Annotated in this window: 18 protein-coding genes; 7 read left to right on the forward strand and 11 right to left on the reverse strand. The window is 53.8% G+C overall.

Annotated features, from left to right (window positions below; translation table 11 throughout):
• Positions 1–190: 190 nt before the first annotated feature.
• The 6 genes from AC0QHF_RS05500 to AC0QHF_RS05525 all read right to left on the reverse strand — a co-directional run bounded on the left by AC0QHF_RS05500 (position 191) and on the right by AC0QHF_RS05525 (position 5,177).
• Positions 191–1,591 (reverse strand): 2-succinylbenzoate--CoA ligase, encoded by a 1,401-nt coding sequence (locus AC0QHF_RS05500; protein ID WP_324703184.1) that lies wholly within the window; start codon positions 1,589–1,591, stop codon positions 191–193.
• A 33-nt stretch (positions 1,592–1,624) separates the two neighbouring features.
• Entirely contained in the window at positions 1,625–2,557 is a 933-nt protein-coding gene (locus AC0QHF_RS05505) for an o-succinylbenzoate synthase (RefSeq protein ID WP_324703185.1), read from the reverse strand.
• Positions 2,554–3,189 carry a hypothetical protein gene (locus AC0QHF_RS05510; RefSeq protein ID WP_324703186.1) on the reverse strand — a complete coding sequence of 212 codons (636 nt, stop codon included), beginning with the start codon at positions 3,187–3,189 and terminating at the stop codon, positions 2,554–2,556. Before AC0QHF_RS05510 ends, AC0QHF_RS05505 begins: the two co-directional genes overlap by 4 nt.
• Positions 3,190–3,260: 71 nt before the next feature.
• Positions 3,261–4,124, reverse strand: a complete 864-nt coding sequence (locus AC0QHF_RS05515; RefSeq protein WP_324703187.1) for a ParA family protein — start codon at positions 4,122–4,124, stop codon at positions 3,261–3,263.
• Positions 4,125–4,210: 86 nt separating this feature from the next.
• On the reverse strand, positions 4,211–4,399 hold the full coding sequence (locus tag AC0QHF_RS05520; protein WP_324703188.1) for a hypothetical protein: 189 nt from the start codon (positions 4,397–4,399) through the stop codon (positions 4,211–4,213).
• A gap of 238 nt (positions 4,400–4,637) precedes the next feature.
• Positions 4,638–5,177 carry a metal-dependent hydrolase gene (locus AC0QHF_RS05525; protein ID WP_324703189.1) on the reverse strand — a complete coding sequence of 180 codons (540 nt, stop codon included), beginning with the start codon at positions 5,175–5,177 and terminating at the stop codon, positions 4,638–4,640.
• 355 nt (positions 5,178–5,532) lie between these two features.
• Between AC0QHF_RS05525 and recA the strand changes: the two genes are divergently transcribed.
• On the forward strand, positions 5,533–6,618 hold the full coding sequence (gene recA / locus AC0QHF_RS05530) for a recombinase RecA (RefSeq protein ID WP_324703190.1): 1,086 nt from the start codon (positions 5,533–5,535) through the stop codon (positions 6,616–6,618).
• Positions 6,619–6,729: 111 nt separating this feature from the next.
• Here the strand turns inward: recA and AC0QHF_RS05535 are convergent, their stop codons facing one another.
• The 4 genes from AC0QHF_RS05535 to nagA form a co-directional block, all read right to left on the reverse strand.
• Entirely contained in the window at positions 6,730–7,602 is an 873-nt protein-coding gene (locus tag AC0QHF_RS05535; protein WP_324703191.1) for an alpha/beta fold hydrolase, read from the reverse strand.
• Between the two features lie 166 nt (positions 7,603–7,768).
• Entirely contained in the window at positions 7,769–8,113 is a 345-nt protein-coding gene (locus AC0QHF_RS05540) for a DUF1815 family protein (protein ID WP_324703192.1), read from the reverse strand.
• A gap of 373 nt (positions 8,114–8,486) precedes the next feature.
• Entirely contained in the window at positions 8,487–8,699 is a 213-nt protein-coding gene (locus AC0QHF_RS05545) for a DUF2839 domain-containing protein (protein WP_324703193.1), read from the reverse strand.
• Between the two features lie 77 nt (positions 8,700–8,776).
• A complete protein-coding gene (gene nagA, locus AC0QHF_RS05550; protein ID WP_324703194.1) occupies positions 8,777–9,970 on the reverse strand; it encodes an N-acetylglucosamine-6-phosphate deacetylase in 1,194 nt (397 codons plus the stop codon).
• Positions 9,971–9,988: 18 nt separating this feature from the next.
• Between nagA and purE the strand changes: the two genes are divergently transcribed.
• The 6 genes from purE to AC0QHF_RS05580 all read left to right on the forward strand — a co-directional run bounded on the left by purE (position 9,989) and on the right by AC0QHF_RS05580 (position 16,352).
• On the forward strand, positions 9,989–10,540 hold the full coding sequence (gene purE, locus AC0QHF_RS05555) for a 5-(carboxyamino)imidazole ribonucleotide mutase (RefSeq protein ID WP_324703195.1): 552 nt from the start codon (positions 9,989–9,991) through the stop codon (positions 10,538–10,540).
• Positions 10,541–11,083: 543 nt separating this feature from the next.
• Entirely contained in the window at positions 11,084–12,574 is a 1,491-nt protein-coding gene (locus tag AC0QHF_RS05560; protein WP_324703196.1) for an ammonium transporter, read from the forward strand.
• A gap of 238 nt (positions 12,575–12,812) precedes the next feature.
• A complete protein-coding gene (locus tag AC0QHF_RS05565) occupies positions 12,813–13,673 on the forward strand; it encodes an SGNH/GDSL hydrolase family protein (protein ID WP_324703197.1) in 861 nt (286 codons plus the stop codon).
• 96 nt (positions 13,674–13,769) lie between these two features.
• Positions 13,770–14,342 carry a DUF3747 domain-containing protein gene (locus tag AC0QHF_RS05570; protein ID WP_324703198.1) on the forward strand — a complete coding sequence of 191 codons (573 nt, stop codon included), beginning with the start codon at positions 13,770–13,772 and terminating at the stop codon, positions 14,340–14,342.
• 37 nt (positions 14,343–14,379) lie between these two features.
• Positions 14,380–15,711 carry an AAA family ATPase gene (locus AC0QHF_RS05575; protein ID WP_324703199.1) on the forward strand — a complete coding sequence of 444 codons (1,332 nt, stop codon included), beginning with the start codon at positions 14,380–14,382 and terminating at the stop codon, positions 15,709–15,711.
• Positions 15,708–16,352 carry a retron system putative HNH endonuclease gene (locus AC0QHF_RS05580; protein WP_324703200.1) on the forward strand — a complete coding sequence of 215 codons (645 nt, stop codon included), beginning with the start codon at positions 15,708–15,710 and terminating at the stop codon, positions 16,350–16,352. The genes AC0QHF_RS05575 and AC0QHF_RS05580 overlap by 4 nt, the downstream gene beginning before the upstream one ends.
• A 12-nt stretch (positions 16,353–16,364) precedes the next feature.
• On the opposite strand, the gene AC0QHF_RS05585 is transcribed toward AC0QHF_RS05580, so the two are convergent.
• Positions 16,365–17,372: a zinc-dependent alcohol dehydrogenase family protein gene (locus tag AC0QHF_RS05585; protein ID WP_324703201.1), complete on the reverse strand. Its 1,008-nt coding sequence runs from the start codon at positions 17,370–17,372 to the stop codon at positions 16,365–16,367.
• Positions 17,373–17,576 lie beyond the last annotated feature (204 nt).

Raw genomic sequence — 17,576 nt, forward strand, 5'->3', positions numbered from 1 at the left:
CCCCCATCCCCCCCAGCCCCCATCCCCCCCAGCCCCCCTTTGAAAGGGGGGAGAATTGGGGGGAGAATTGGGGGGAGTAAGGGGGGAGTAAGGAGGGAGATAAGGGGGAGCCAGAGGATGCTTCGCTTTGACTTTAACGGGGACTGGAAGTTAATCCGTGTATCTCACGGACTTGAACATTGCCTTAATTTCAGTTTGGCTCAATTTTTTGCGATTGGCAAGTTACGATTTGTTCCATCAACAATTTTCGGTTAATTTTGCCGCGATCGTTGCGGGGCAACTGTTTGAGGGCAATCCACTGTTTGGGGTGTTTGTAACGGCTGAGGCGATCGCCGATCGCATTTTTTAACATTTCCACGGATACCGCCCGGTTTTGGGGAACGTAAACCGCCGTCACGACTTCTCCCCAGTCGCGATCGCGTTTTCCCGCCACGCAAACGTCCGCCACCAGTCCCGTCGCCAAAATCGCGGCTTCCACTTCGGCGGGAAATACGTTTTCGCCTCCCGTGATAATTGTATCTCCCCGCCGTCCGACGATAGTTAAATATCCGCGATCGTCGAAATATCCCAAATCGTCGGTTATTAATTGGGTGATTTGTTCGGTGTCGATGTCCGTATCGTAACCCCGGGTTAAGGATTTAGATTGAATGGAAATTCTGCCATTTTGATGGGATTTTAATGGCTTTTCGCTATCATCTAATATGATAACTTTGGCGTGGGGAAGAGTTCGACCCGTGGTATTGTTGCCGGCGAGAAATTCTTCGGGTTTGAGGGTGACGACTCCCGAGGCGGTTTCGGTCATTCCGTAGGTGGGAGAGAGTCGGATTTGATGCGATCGCGTTTGATTCAGCAATTCCGGCCAGGGGGGACTTCCACCCAACAAAACGGTTGCAAATTTTGATAGCCAATTGGCGGTTTTTGGATGTTGCAAAAGGCGGTGGAGTTGGGTGGGAACCAGGGAGATAAAGAAATCGGAAATATCGAGATCGGGATAGTTTCCATCCGCCAGCGATCGCCAAGGAAAAAGAACGAACCGTCCGTCACTTGTCAGCGATCGCACGAATTGCATCAAACCGCCGACATGAAATAAGGGTAACACACAAAATGAGTCGATTTGCGATCGCTCGAAATACTGCCGAAATCCGTCGGCGGAGGCGGCGAGGGTTTCCCAGGTGTGGACGGCAAATTTCACGGTTCCAGAGGTTCCGCCGGTGGGAATTAAAATGGAGGATGGGGGAAGATGTGATCGGCTGTTATTTGTATCTAAAATATCGGGAATATTGCCAAATTTCAGATCGGGTTTGATGCGGTTTAAGACTTGTTGCCATTCCGCGATCGCCCAATTTGGATTCCCCAAAATAACCGGAGATTCGGAAATGACTGCGGCGATAAAAGTGGCGAGAAATGCCACGGGTTCGGGTTCGGCGAGGAGAATATTGGCGGGGGTTCCCGTCCGGTGATGATAGTCTTTAAATTCGGTCAGGCGGCGGTCGGCGATCGATTGGAAGCGATCGCCACTCTTGGCGATCAGCCAATGATTGGATAACGGAATTTTTAGCCGTTCTAAATAGGTAGATGCTTGATCGTTCATCTCATCAGTATCTGTAGCTTAAAAATGAACCTTTTAATCCGACGAAAACCAATGTCCGACACCGAACCCCACGGCCCGATCGCTCCTCGATAATTCCGCCGCCAATTGCAATGCCGCCTGGCGTCCGATTTCCGTTTCAAATACGGAGGAAAATACCGCGTCGATGGCGTAGGTTTGACAGAAGTTTCGCAACTGTCGGGGAGAACCCGCGATCGCCGGTTTGATGACGAAAATTCCCCGCCATCCGTTTCGATAACAGTCCCGCATCTGGGGGAGGGTGGCGACGGATTCATCCAACGCCAGGGGAGTGGAATGGCGATCGCTCAATTCCAACATCCCGTCGAATTCGTCAACCGGCAGGGGTTGTTCCAAAAACTCGACGGTCAAATTCGGAATCTGGTCAGAAATTTTATCACAAACTTGCAGCCAGCGATCGGCTTCCGAAACTGTCAACCCGCCGTTCGCGTCGAGTCGCAGAAATAACCCTTCGGTCGTCGCCATCTCGCCGACTAATTCTTCAAATAAATTTAATTCGTGTTCAATGCGATCGACCCCGATTTTCCACTTTAAAGTTTGATATCCCGCCGCCACCAACTCCCGCCAAGCCGATAAGGCAGCTTTCCCCGCCGGCAGCAGTCCGCTATTTTTTAGGTGGGAGACTTCGCGACCATTTCCCCGCAAATCCTCCCAGGCGGACTCGAAGCCAAACTGGCAGGCGGGGAGGTTTGAAGGAATGGAAAAAATAATATTTTCGGTGATTTCAAAAGGGAGGCTTTCGCAAAACTTCCGAACATCCGACAAGGTTTCGGAACCGAACCAACTCAGGGGTGAAATTTCACCCCGTCCCATTTTACCATCCTCCCCGGTCAATTGGATAATCATTCCTTCCCGCACGTCCCAAAGTCCGTGATGGGTTTTCAAAGGTTGCTTGAAGGGTCGAGAGTAGGGTTTAAATTGGAATTTCATGTCATTGATCTCGACCAAGAATCGATCATTCTAATCATCGTTTTTTCGGCTAAACCCTTGACCTTTGCGATCGCGTCTTGATAATCTTCAAATTGACCCTTTTTTGTCCTGGCATCGACGATGGCTTTCGCCAATTTTTCCGAACCAGAAATGTGCGATCGCTTCAGGCGGACACACAGATCCTCCGGACTCAGACGATTGAGTAAATCGAGGGGATTGACTGCCTCTTTTTGTCGGGACTCCAAACCCTTGATTCGCCGGTCGGTTTCCTCTTGATAGGTTTTCAGATCTCGGTTGATTTGATTGATAGATCGTTCGAGTCGAATTTCTAGATTAGTCAATCTTTCTCCCTCGTCGGAAGCGGTCGTTGGGGGTGTCGTTGCCGGCGTGCGATCGCCCCCCATGCGTTTTAATAATCGCACTTGTTCCAATACGTTCGCTTCTCGTTTTGCCGCGATCACGAACGCATTCACCATTTCCCCTTTCCGGGGATCTTTTTCTTTGACTCGGACGGCAGCATAATATTCCAAGTGTCCCGAAATCACTTCGTATTTGTCCAAATCTTGCAGTTTAAGAATCGGAGGTTTTACAATTCCCCCACATTCTAAAATCGCATCAGCAATTCGATCCAACTCCGATTCATCAAATTCGGATCTGGGAACATTTGAATGGATGTTTTTAACGTCAACTAAAGAAAATGAAATCATTGCATCCTACCCATTTTTTCTAAAATCTCTTCCGTCAAACCTTCAAATTCTCCGACCGATTGAGAATCGGGGGAAAATTCCAGCACGGATTTGGGTTCGGGAATCTCCAAGTCCCCCATCGGAATCGTGTTGCTGGTGCATTGGGATAAGACCGCCCGTTCAAAAATAATACTCTCCGTCAATGGCAAGTCATATCGACTGACGATCGCATCTTTTTGTTTCGGGAATGCGTATTTCAAAAATCGGGCATTGGTCGAAATTTTCGAGGGGACAACCCCCAAAAGCTGCAATTCTCCCTTCCCGATCAGTTCCCGAAACTCATTGATTTGGCTGATAAATTCGAGGACGATTTGCAACCCCTGATTTGCAAAGGGTTTCAAGTCAGATGGAATCAGCAAGGCATCGGCAGCAATCAGGGCAATTTCCGCGTAAATATCCCTCGACGGTGGCGTATCGATGATGACGATATCATATTCCCCTTCGACCCGCTTCAGTTTGGTGACGAGGCGAGTTTTGCTGGCCCCAATTTGATTTAACTTATACTGCCCTTCGATCAGGTTTATATGGGAGGGAATCACGTCAATTTCTGGCTGGTTGAATCCGTCAGATTTTCGGGCAATATCAGAGATAAAATTGTAGTCGCCGGACTCCAAAACGTGATAAACATTGTTGTCCCGCAAATCGTCGTCTTCGACAAATAAAAACTTCATCAAACCCGTGGCAAATGTCGAGTTTGCCTGGGAGTCCAGATCGATCAGCAGCACTTTTTTACCCCCCTTTCGCAGGGATGCCGCCAAGTTGACGGCGATCGTGGTTTTGCCCACACCGCCTTTGTTGTGGTAAACTGAAATTACTTGCATTTCTATCGAACCCTGATTGATTATTCTCCGATAGCGAAGTTAGCCCGGTGCGACCGCAGCCAGCCTCACCAATTTCCCTCCAAAAATCAATCAAATACCCAATGCAGGAAGGGAACCGCCGCCGCACAAAATGCCATGAACCCGAACAAGCCGCCCAGCATCCCGTACAGGAGAAATTGGTCGCCGCGTTGCTTCGCCAACTTGACGATCATGTAACTGTAGCCGTAGCACACTAAGAAGAAGAGGACGATAAAGCCGGTGAAGTAATATTGCATACCGATGTCTCGCGTAATTGACCTGTGTTGCCCTGAGAGGCTGTCTTTTGTATTCTACTGTAATTTTTTCGGAAATTGCACCCCATCAACAACTGTCAACAATCGGCAATTTTGCTGTCACAAAAATTATCAATTCTTTACAAATTTAAATTTGTTCTCAGTTTCATCGAATCGGGGTGTGGGGTGTGGGGAAGACATCGGATAGAAAATCGGTAGTGGCAACCGTCTCCGGTTGCCACTACAATTCACGCTTGCAGAGATAAGCAACAGGTGCGAGGATGGCAATTTCTCGCAGGACGGTGAAAAAATTATTCCAACTAAAAATAGTCCGCAAAAAACTCAAATTTGGGTTGTTGTAATCGAAGCCGGCAAAAATTGTCACCGGCGAGATAAAATAGTCCGAGGTGAACGGCCACAGGGCTTGAACGCCGGCGGGGGGAATTGTGTCGGTGACGAGCAGATCGAGGAAAATATGGCTAAAATATAGGAACGCTATCCAAACTACCCAAGTTTTACGATCGCAAATTTTATTCAGTCTCAATCCGATGACTGTCAAAAGAACGACGACGATCGCGGCGGTGATGCTGTGGGTGGCTTGGCGGTGAAACATGGCGGGATCGCCCGCAAAAATCAAGCCCGGTATCATATCCAAATCGGGGCTGTTGGCGACGAAAACCGCCCATCCCAACAGGGGCAATTTTTGCCGTTTTTTGAAGTGAGGTCGAATCAAAAAAAATCCGGCTAATCCGGCGATCGCGTGTCCGACGGGGGAAGGCATTTGGGGAAGATTGAATTGAGGATAATCAATGTTATTGTATCGATTTTTTTTCTCCACCGAACGATCGCACCGCTCTTTTCCCGACCTCCCCGCTAGAATGGAAGGTCGGGGCGATCGCGAATCCCCCCGGCTCCCCCGCCCTTGACGAAAACATCAATCCTTGTTTATAATCGGGGAGGTCTGTCCCCCGCCATCGAGTGAAAATAGACGGCGATCGCGAACATGAAATCAATCCGACATCTCTCAACCCGCAACCCCGACAAATCCGGCGAGATGAACTGCTAATATATCCAGATATAGCAATTTTCAGCCGTCACCCTCCCCCACTCTGTACTCTCACCAGGATTCAAAACGAATGGCAACAAAAACCGAGAATTCCGAAAAGCAAAAAGCCTTAAAATCAGTCCTCAACCAAATCGAACGGAGTTTTGGCAAGGGAGCCATCGTCCGCCTCGGCGACTCCACCCGCATGAAAGTGGAAACCATCTCCAGCGGAGCCCTGACCCTGGACTTGGCCCTCGGCGGCGGTCTGCCCAAAGGCCGGGTGATCGAAATCTACGGTCCGGAAAGTTCGGGTAAAACCACCCTGGCCCTGCACGCGATCGCCGAAATTCAGAAGGCGGGAGGAATAGCGGCCTTCGTCGATGCCGAACACGCCCTCGATCCCACCTACGCCGCGGCCGTGGGAGTCGATATCGAAAACCTGCTGGTGTCCCAGCCGGACACGGGGGAGATGGCCCTGGAAGTCGTCGATCAACTGGTGCGGTCCGTCGCCGTCGATATCGTCGTCGTGGACTCCGTAGCCGCCCTGGTGCCCCGGGCCGAAATCGAGGGGGACATGGGAGACTCCCACATGGGACTGCAGGCGCGGTTGATGAGTCAGGCGTTGCGGAAAATTACCGGAAACATCGGCAAATCCGGCTGCACCGTGATTTTCCTGAACCAGTTGCGCCAAAAGATCGGCATCGTCTACGGCAACCCGGAAACCACCACCGGCGGAAATGCCCTGAAATTCTACGCTTCGGTGCGATTGGACATCCGCCGCACCCAGACCCTCAAAAAGGGTTCGGACGAGTACGGAATTCGGGCCAAAGTCAAAGTCGCCAAGAACAAGGTCGCCCCGCCGTTCCGAATCGCCGAATTTGACATCGTTTTCGGACAGGGAATCTCCACCCTCGGCTGTCTGCTCGACCTGGCCGAAGAGATGGGCGTGCTCAAGCGCAAGGGGTCCTGGTACAGCTACAACGGCGACAACATCGGTCAGGGACGCGATCGCACCCTTGCCTACATGGAAGAAAACCCCGACTTCGCCAAAAAGTTACAGGAGCAAGTGATGACCGCCCTAGCCGGAGGTGCGGTAGTTTCCGCCAACTCCGTCGGCCAAGTGGAAGAGGCGGAATCGGAGGAAGTGAACGGGAGTGCCGAAACCGAAGAGGAGTAAATCTCAAGCCCCCCTAACCCCCATCCCCCCCAACCCCCATCCCCCCCAGCCCCCCTTTGAAAGGGGGGAGAAAGGGGGGAGATCGGGGGGAACCGGACAAGCCGAAAAGATTCAGCTTCTCAAAAACGTCAGCAGTTCCCGATTCACCAGTTGGGGAACTTCCTGCTGTATCCAGTGGCCACAGTCCGAGACGAGGCGGAGTTTGAAGGGGGCTGCGATCAGGCGATCGAGGCCGTCCACCAGTTTGTGGCTGAGGAAGGAATCTTCCCGGCCCCACAGCACCAGGGTGGGGACGTCGATGGGGGCCGGACGCATCCAGCCGGAAATCAATTCCTGGGGCTGCAACAGTTGGCGGTAGTAGTTCATCGCCGATCGCAACACCCCCGGTTTCTCCAGGGCGGCTTGATAAATGTCCGTCTCTTCGGCGCTGAAAGCCCCCTTGCGGACGGCGTGTTCCCGCAGGAATCCCCGGACAAAATCTTTGAGATTATTTTGAATCAGCCATTCCGGGACGCCGGGAACTTGGAAAGCGAAGACGAACCAACTGCGACGGATCTGATCCAAATTGCTCATCAGTTCCTGGACGAAGCGGTGCGGGGGGGGTGCGTTCAAAATGGCGAGGCGATCGATGCATTCCGGGAACTTCTGGGCCAAATTCCAGGCGATCGTGCCGCCCCAGTCGTGGCCAACGATGTGCGCCTTGGCATATCCCAACCGCCGGATCAGGCCCCGGATGTCCTCGCTGAGGGTGTCGAGGTCGTAACCGCCTTCCGGCTTGTCGGAGTCGTTGTAACCCCGCAGGTCGGGGACGACCACTTTAAAATAGCGGGAAAGGGCGGGAATTTGATAGCGCCAGGCGTACCAAAATTCCGGAAAACCGTGCAATAAAACAACTAACTCACCTTCTCCTTGGGTCACGGAATGAAGGTGAATTTGATTAGTTTCAACATACAGGTGTTGCCACCGGGCTTCCAGTTCTGTCATAAACTTCCACAATAATTGACCCCAAATGCCACTTTTCCGGCGGGAAGGAGCAGCAGCCTGGGATTGCCAAAGATCATGAACACCATGCTCTCTATTATCCAGATTAGCACCCGAAGGGTACAAAATGGGTGGGCGGTGGGAGCTTTGGGCCGGTCTGGGGGGCGACTCAGGCCCGCTGCACCACTTTGGGCAAGGTGACAGGGGGTTGGATGTCGTATTTCACCAGGTTGGCGAGTTCCTGCAATTGCGCGATCGCCTCGGCACCTTCCAACTTCATCAGTTCGCGATCGTCCCGCATCTCCGTCCAGGTGATCCCGTAGTCCGACACCAGGAACCGGATCAGGTGATTCTCGCCCAAACTCACCATAAATGAGGCGCTGTTCATCTGCCCCCCGCAGGTGTAGCAAGACGCGAGATATCCCCGCCTCTCCAGTACGACCGCCAGGGCTTGGAGGTTCATCACCAAGTCCTGAACGAATCTTCGGTGTTGCTCTGCAAGTCTGATAAACATAATTTTCCTCCTGTCACCACCATCTTCAGATTATTTTAAGAATTTAACACAATCCTCAGATCGGGTGTCTAGATGTTGGCACAGTATAGCCGTTACTAACCCAAATCATCATCATCCTAGCGAACATTCCCGGGCAATTGGGCAGACCATCGACCCAGACTCTTGCCACGGGGCATCCGCGCCCATTCTCTCCAACCCTTGAATGTCGATGCTTCGGACAATAAACACTCGGATAGATCGAGGTTTCCCACTCATGAGATGAGTCTCTATCATAAAGATCACTAATATTTACAAAACTCAATGTTTCTATCAGTTGCTCCGGCGAGGGATATCCGAGGGTTCCGGGGCGAGTTTCCCCGCCCCCACCGTCAAATCATTCCACAGTCCACCACCCGAAAGCGGGGCCGACAATCCGAATGGTCAACCAAAACACCACCAAAAAGCCGATCCCGATCCAAGCCCCCCGGGTCGTCAGTTGCATGAACTGTTCGCTCTGGCTTTTGGTGATCGGTATCCAAGGAAGAATGTACTCTTCCTTTCCGTATTGTTCTCCGAGCGCTTCTTTCCGACGTTTGGCTTCACCCATAATGTTCGATCCGAAAATTCGACAGTGACAGTCTCCCGACCTCGCGATCGGGCATTTCGATTGATTCCCTATTTATCTTAAACGGTCGAGAAACTCCCCGATTCGGCTCCGGGAAGCGGCGGTTCCGAAAGCCGGCGCCAGGTCAGGGACGGCCCCTGCACCGTCCACCGCAGCAGTCGCGTCGCGGGTTGGCCGACGATCGCCCCCGAGAGCCCGATCGCCCGCCGGGGCACCTCCGTCGCCAGGGCGATCGCCCGTTCCGGGTCGCACAACCCCCACTTCGCCAAATTTGCCGCCCCCGCCAGTACCGAAACGGTCGTCCCGGCCAGGGTGCCGTCCGCCAACCGGGCCGTCCCCCGGGAGACGGTCATTTCGCGATCGTCCCAGGGATAAACCCCGTCCGGCAGGCCCAGCGGTGCCAAAGCGTCACTAACCACAAAAACTTCCCCCCGCGCCCCCCGCAGCAGCAAATCCAGCATGGCGGGGCAGACGTGTTCTCCGTCGGCGATCGTCCCGCAGTAGACCCCGGGATTCGACAACGCCGCCCCCAGCAGGCCCGGTTCCCGGTGGTGCAGGGGGGGCATAGCGTTGAAGGCGTGCGTCACCATCGTCGCCCCCAGGTCAAAAGCCCTTCGCGCCTCGGCTGCGGTGGCTTGGGAGTGGCCGAGACTGACGACCATTCCCAAATTCCGCAACTCGGGGATCAGGGAATGGGCTCCGTCGAGTTCCGGTGCCAGGGTGATCACCTTGACCTGGGGGGCGTGATCTCCCAAAATCCGTTGCAGGTTGTCCGCCGTCGGGGGCAACAAATAATTTTCCGGGTGGGCGCCGCGCTTTTGGGGATTGAGAAACGGCCCCTCCAGGTGGGCGCCGAGGATGTCCGCCGCCGGGGTGAAGGGGTCGGGGTGAAATCGGGACAGGGTTTCGAGCGATCGGCGAAATTTCTCCGGGGCGGTGGTCACGATCGTCGGCAGAAACCCGTCGATGCCCTGCTTCCACAAATATTCGCAGATGGCCTGCAAGACGTCCGTATCCTTGGGGGTCAACTCCGGGAACGCCAACCCCAGGGCCCCGTTAATTTGCACGTCGATCGCCCCGAGGGAAATCCGGTCGCCCCCCAGGTCCGTAGCCGTCGCGGAGGCATCGAGGTCTGGGGCGATCGCCTCCACCCGGCCCCCGCGAATCCGAATGGTCTGCAACCCCGAGTAGCCCGGAACCCGGGCGTTGATAAAATCGATGGGGGCACAAAGTTGCTCCGTACTGTCGATCATTTTTGTAGGATTTTGGCTTTGAACTCGACACCCAACCCTCCCAACCCGACGTCGCCCCAAATTGGCATCATCATGGGGAGCGATTCCGATTTACCCACCATGTCAGCAGCGATCGCCGTCTGTCAAGAGTTCGAGATCCCCCACGAGGTGGCGATCGTCTCGGCCCACCGCACGCCGGAGCGGATGGTGGAATACGCCAAAACCGCCCACCAACGGGGTCTGAACGTCATTATCGCCGGGGCCGGGGGAGCCGCCCACCTGCCCGGGATGGTCGCCGCCCTCACCCCCCTGCCCGTGATCGGCGTCCCCGTCCCCACCCGCCACCTCCAGGGCGTCGATTCCCTCCACTCCATCGTCCAGATGCCGGGGGGGATTCCCGTGGCCACCGTGGCGATCGGCAACGCCAAAAACGCCGGACTCCTCGCCGTGCAAATTTTGGCCTCCCACCGCCCCGAACTCCTCGAACGGGTGCAAACCTACCGCCGGGAGTTGACGGAATCCGTCCTCGAAAAACAACAACGCCTCGAACAGATCGGAGTTCAGGAGTATCTCGAAAGAATGGGAGAGTAGGGGGGCACGGAGGCGACCGGAGGCGACCGGAGGCGACCGGAGGCAAATTGATCGTCAGATCCGTACAAATTCCCCAATCATCTGAATATGATTTTGGCTATCAGAAAAGGGAATTGATTCCCAAGCGGTGCGGATGTTCCACCCGCTCCAGGAGCTCCCTCCTCTCCCTCCTCTCCCTCCGCTCCTTCCACGTCCTCAGCTCCTCCGCTGTATTCTCTGATACAGAAATCAGACCGATAAAATATACAAAATTGATAGCTTCAAGTTTTGGCTCGGCATCTCTAAAGAAAAAACGAAGTCCCTTGACGCTGGCGGTACTTTATCTGTAGTTTTTATCGTGAAATGATGAAGTTGCCCGTCTGGGCTTGACTGAGTGCAGTATGGATGCGTTAATTTGGGAACTTCATATTCCCGAGCAAAATTGAACTGCTGTTAATCAACCCCAAAACTGGGAGAACAGTTGAGCATCTGCCCGAAAATACGGCTCCCATTTTCCGTTTGATGCCTCTCACACGTTAATGTCAAGTTCACAACTTAGAGCAAATGTTTAAACGCCAAAAGTCGAGGACCAGAAGTGATCGGCAATTTGCTGAGGTGGGCGGATCTGCGCCTCGGTCTTCATTGAATCGTTTCCCTTGGAAACGGCCGAAATTTCTGTCTCCGAGCCTGCTCGCCTGCATTCCACTGACCGCCTTAATTATCGTGGCGTGGAGTTTGGCGGCGGTGGCTCAAGAAGAGGGAGAACCCCTCACACCCGAATACGTCCAGGGGGTTCTCAACACGATTTGGATCGTGATCGCCAGCGTTCTGGTGATCTTCATGAACGCCGGTTTCGGGATGTTGGAAACCGGATTTTGCCGCCACAAAAATGCGGTCAACATTTTGTCAAAAAACCTGATCGTCTTCGCGATCGCGACCTTGATCTACTGGGCCTTCGGATTCTCCATCATGTTCGGCGGCGAGAACCCCTACATCGGTGGGGGCGGTTTCTTCCTTTCCGGAGATTCGAGTGTCTACGGGCTCGACCCCTTCCCGGCCGGACTGCCCAAGGAAGTGTTCTTCCTGTTCCAAGTCGCCTTCGCGGCCACCGCCGCCACCATCGTCTCCGGGGCGGTGGCGGAGCGGATCGAATTTATCGCCTTCCTCTTGTTTAGCGTGTTGCTGGTGGGCATTGCCTACCCGATCACCGGCCACTGGGTCTGGTCGGGGAACGGCTGGCTCGGCGGTTTGGGTTTCCACGATTTCGCCGGATCGAGCGTCGTCCACTCCGTCGGCGGATGGGCCGCCCTCATGGGCGCGGCATTCCTCGGACCCCGCATGGGCAAATACGGCCCGGAAGGCGAACCTAGGGCAATTCCCGGCCACAACATGAGCATCGCCACCCTGGGATGCCTGATCCTGTGGATCGGCTGGTTCGGCTTCAACCCCGGTTCCCAACTGGCTGCAGATACCGCCGTCCCCTACATCGCCCTGACCACAAACCTGGCGGCCTCCGCCGGCGGCGTGACCGCCACCATCACCTCCTGGGTCAAAGACGGCAAGCCGGACCTGTCCATGATCATCAACGGCATTCTAGCCGGTTTGGTGGGCATCACCGCCGGTTGCGACGACGTGAGCTTCTGGGGTGCGTTCATCATCGGGGCGATCGCCGGCGTGATCGTGGTCTTCTCCGTCTCCTTCTTCGATCGCATCAAAATCGACGACCCGGTCGGTGCCACCTCCGTCCACTTGGTCTGCGGTGTCTGGGGAACCCTGGCCGTCGGCATCTTCGGCACTGCCAACTTCTTCACCCAAATCCTGGGCGTCCTCTCCATCGGCGGCTTCACCGTCGTGATGGCGACCATTTTCTGGTTAGCCCTCAAAGCGACCGTCGGTATCCGAGTTCACCCCGAACAGGAATACGAAGGTCTCGACATCGCCGAACACGGCATGGAAGCCTACAGCGGTTTCCTCAAAGAAGTCGGCCCAGCCAGCATCGGCGGCAGCGAAACCGGCATCCCCAGCGGAGAGGGTGGCATCAGCAGAAGTTACTGACCCGCGATTTTCCGATCGCCTCTCATTTGAAATCGTCTCCCCGCGCGCCGGATGCTGTGGGGGGCGATTTTTTTGTCCTTCAGATTCGCGATCGCCCCTCACCCCGACTTTTCTCGCCTCCGTCCCCCCTCAATTCGGGTGTGGGCAAGAATTGACCCCGATCAATTGTCAATGAATTCCCCCCGAGTCTGATTATCATGAATAACAGGGACTACCTTCTCAGTTGCATCGGACGACCGTGTTAATTCGCTTGAAAAATACGCCAACTTGGGTACTGTTATCCTTGGCCAGCAACGGGATACTTTTTCTGACCGTCATCCTGCTGCTGCTGCGGGGACAGTCCTTTTCGGAGACTTCCCAAGCCCGAGCCTCGGAAACGGCCCCGGCCCCTCCGGCGGAAGAGACCGTACCCCCGGAAACTGAGGAGCAACCCGAAACCGACGATTCCGAAGTCGAGGGACGCCACCGATTGACGTATCAGGATTGGGTGGAACAGTTGCAGCGGGAAGCCCTCGCCACCGCCAAAAACCCCCCCGATCGCCTGACGATTTTGGCCGGGGACTCCCTGAGTTTGTGGTTTCCCCCGGAATTGTTGCCCCCGGACCGGGCGTGGCTCAACCAGGGCATTTCCGGGGAAACGTCGGCGGGTTTGCTGCGACGGCTGAAAGTCTTCGACCTCACCCGGCCCGAGACGGTGTTCGTGATGATCGGCATCAATGACCTGTTGCGGGGGATCGACGACGCCACGGTATTGGCGAATGCTCGGGAAATCATCCGCGATCTGCGCTGGGTCCACCCCGACACCGAGATCGTCGTGCAGTCGATTTTACCCCACAGCGGCAAAAACGCCAGTTGGGAGGGCCGCGATCGCCTCCTGGAAGTTTCCAACCGCCGAATTCGCAAATTGAACCGAGAGCTCGAAGCGATCGCCGAACAAGAAGGTGTCTATTTCCTGAATTTGCATCCGCTGTTTACGGACAAATACGGGAATCTGCGCCCGGAACTCAGCACCGACGGCCTGCATCTAAACGAACGGGGGTATTTGGTCTGGAGTACGGGTTTGCAGTATTTCAGCCAAAAAACGTTGAAAGCAGAATGACTCCGCCGGGAGTTGGTACACTAAATTTTTGAGGACTCCGGTTCCTCCCCCCGCCCACCCGGTGGATCGCAACGGAAGTCTCTGTAAGGATTAATAATGAAGATCTCATTCCGACAAGCCATCATCGCTTTGGCCGCCGCCGTTTCCACATTCAGCTCGGTCCCCGGCGCGATCGCAGTCCAATTCGGCCAAAAAGAAGTCGAACAAGACCGATTTGTCGCGATCGCAGTTCCCCGCGCCTTCGGTTACTCCCTGGTGATCGTCGAACAAGTGTCCGATACCCGCCCCTGCTGGAGCGAAAGCGGCTCCCGCCCCGTCGAGGTCGATCCCCTCCTCGTCAACTTCGATTTTACCGGCGTCTGCGGCCGCGCCACCGACAGCAACGGCTATTCCGTCCGCATCGCCGGAGAAGATCTCGCCCTCTCTCACAGCCTCAGCGTTCAGGAAGTGAATGGCGAGATTTTCTTGGTCGCCACCTCCCGGGCCGACGTCTACGCCCCCCCCATCGTCATCGGCCGCACCTACGGTTTATCCGGCGGCTTCAACAAAATCTTTTTGGAGCCCGGTTGGCGGTTCGCCAAACGCACCTACAACGGCCAAACCCTCGGCCACATTTACCTGGCCAACGACTCCGCCCAGGTGCGATCGGCTGGAACTTCATTCCGGTAGTTCCGAAGTTTCTAGCTTGTTAGTTGAGGATCGCCAGATGCGAGTCAAGCAGTTAAAAATTACCGCATTCCGAGGAATTCGCGACTTGACGCTGACGTTTGACGACAGCAATCTGGCGGTTTTCATCGGCGTGAACGGCGTCGGAAAATCCAGCATTCTCGAATGTATTAAAATTTTATTGTCCTGGTTCTTAGCCCGAATTCAATACGACCCAGATCAAAAATACATTTCGACAACTTTAGGAACTCAAAAAAATTTATCAGAAGGATTATATTTTTATCCCGAAGACAATCACGATGCATCCCACAAAGCAGGCGGTGAAATCGTTTTTTCGACTGGACTAAATAATGATTGTATCACCTGGCATTTAGAACAAGGTTACAAACCTCATACAGAAAGAAGACGATCTCGATCAAAACAACAAGAAGAGACGAGAAACGACTTAGAAAAAACTGCCGATCGCATCCGCAACTCTTTGAGAAATAATTCGGAAGTCCCGATTCCCCTCGCCGTTTACTATCCGGTCAACCGGGGAGTCTTGGAGATTTCTTTAGAAATTCAAGATAATTATACACCCACCCAAGTTGATGCTTATGAGCAAGCATTGACCGGAATTCAAATCAGTTTTGAGAACTTTTTCAAGTGGTTTCGCGCTTTGGAAGATGTGGAAAATGAAGATAGAATAGATGACAGTGAATATCGCGATCGCCAACTCGAATCCGTCCGCAAAGCCATTCATTCAATTTTAGGGGATGAATTTGACGAATTGAGAGTCCGACGCAAACCTCAATTGCGGATGACGATCCGAAAAAATCATCGAGAATTAATCGTCGATCGCCTGTCGGATGGAGAAAAAAGTTTGCTCGCAATGGCGGGAGATTTGGCGAGACGCTTGGCTATTTCTCAACCGTCTCTATCCGATCCCCTCCAAGGAAGTGCCGTCGTTTTAATTGATGAAATCGAACAGCATTTGCATCCGGGCTGGCAACGCCGAGTTTTGCCGATTTTAACTGAAACGTTTCCCAACTGTCAATTTATCATTACCACCCATTCCCCCCAAGTCGTCAGTCAAGTCCAGCCGAACAGTATTTATATTCTCGAAAAAGTCGATGATAACACAATTGTCAAGCACCCGGACAGTTCATTCGGGCGAGATAGCAATCGGATTTTAGAAGATTTGATGGGAGTTCCGGCCCGTCCGTTGGAAATCAAAGAAAAATTACTAAATTTATTTCGATTAATCGACGACGGTAATTTGGAGAAAGCCAAAGAACTCCGGCAAGAAATTGCGGCGGAAATCGGGGAAGATGAACCCGAGTTAGTCAAAGCCAATGTCTCGATTCGGAGGCGAGAAATATTGAATCGATGAAATTCATTAAAAAATCAGGGGAGCCCGCCAGTTTTCAGCAGTGGAAATCCCAAGAGAATGAAGATTGGGAACCGACTTGGGACGATTTGCGATCGCCGGAAAAACCTCAACTCCATGACAGCTTGTTGCGGGAACAGGGATATATTTGCTGTTACTGTCAGCGGCGGATTTTCCTCGAAGACAGTCATATCGAACATTTGAAACCCAGGACGCACTATCCAGAATTGGCGATTGACTACAACAATCTGTTGGTTTCCTGTCAGGGAGAACGGGAGGAACCCCCGCCGCTTCCGATTCACTGCGGACATTATAAAAAAGACTGGTACGATCCCAAATTGCTGGTTTCGCCTCTGGAAGAAAACTGCGAACGATATTTCACCTATACAGAATTGGGAGAAATCCGACCGACTTCCGATCCAAAATTACAAGAAGCTGCCGAGACAACGATTGAGAAACTCGGTTTGAATATCGACAAACTCAGGGCGATGCGACGGGGCGCGATCGAAGCAATTACAGAAGGTTTGGATGAATTAGAAGAATTAGAAAAACAAAAATTAATTGCGGGATTTACCGAACTGAAGGATAACGGAGAATATACCGAATTTTGTACGGCTTTGGCGTATATTCTCCGACAATTTTAACGGCCGATCGCCCTATTCTTCAACGATCGCGAACGCCAATTTCCCCTGCATTCCCCCGGCTTCCAAAAACTCGTGGGCCGCCGCCGCCTCGGCGAGGGGAAAGGTTCGATTCAAGTGAACGTTCAACTTCCCTTCATCGATCAACCGCGCACATTGTTGCAGGATTTTCGTCTGATCGAGGCGATCGTCCTCCCGATTTTGCAGGGCCGGAGTCAACATCAATTCCAGAGATATCCGCAGATTCCGTTTCCGGGCTTCCTTCAGATTTCCCAAACTCAAATCCGGTTCCAAGAGCGTCACCAGATCGCCGTAATTGTGGACGGCGTAGACCGTCTGAAAAAACGTATCTTTCCCCACCGTATCGAACGCCAAATCGACCCCCTCGCCGTGAGTCCAATTCAGCACCGCCTCCACAAAATCTTCTTCTTTGTAATTGATGGTCAGGTCGGCGCCCAATTCTTTCGCAAACGCCGCGTGTTCGGGCGAGCCCACCGTGGTGGCGACCTCCGCCCCCTGCAATTTAGCCAACTGGATCGCCACATGACCCACACCCCCCGCCCCGGCGTGGATCAGCACCTGCTGTCCGGGCTGCAACCGCCCGCGATCGTACAGCGACTCCCAGGCCGTAATCAACACCAGGGGCGCCGCCGCGGCCTCCGCAAAGCCGAATGAAGTGGGTTTGTGGGTGACAAACTTCTCGTCCACCACCGTCAACTCGGCGTAATTTCCGGTCGCCTCCCCGAGTCCGCCATCGAAGAAGTAAACCTCATCGCCGACGGCAAAATTTTCGACCTCTTCTCCGATCGCCTCCACGACCCCCGCCCCGTCGCAGCCCAAAATGGCGGGCATCTGGTCGGGATAAAACGTCCCCCGACTGCGGAGTTTCGTGTCGATGGGGTTGATGCCGGCCGCGTGCAGTCGCACCAAAAGCTGAGTTTCCGTTTGCAGTTGCGGGTCGGCAACCTCTTCGAGTTTCAGGACATCGGCGGGGCCGGCTTCTGTCATTAAAACGGCTTTCATAGGGCTACTCGGTTTTCCTTGTCATATCTATCTAACGGGGGGGCTCCAGGAGGCAGGGGAGGCTCCAGGAGGCAGAGGAGGTAGAGGGGCACAGGGGCGGAGGAGGCAGGGGAGGCAGGGGGGGCTCCAGGAGGCAGGGGGGGCTCCAGGAGGCAAATTTCTAGTCAGATCTGTACAAATTTCCCAATCATCTTCAGATGATTT

Source organism: Lyngbya sp. CCY1209 (genome assembly GCF_055795065.1).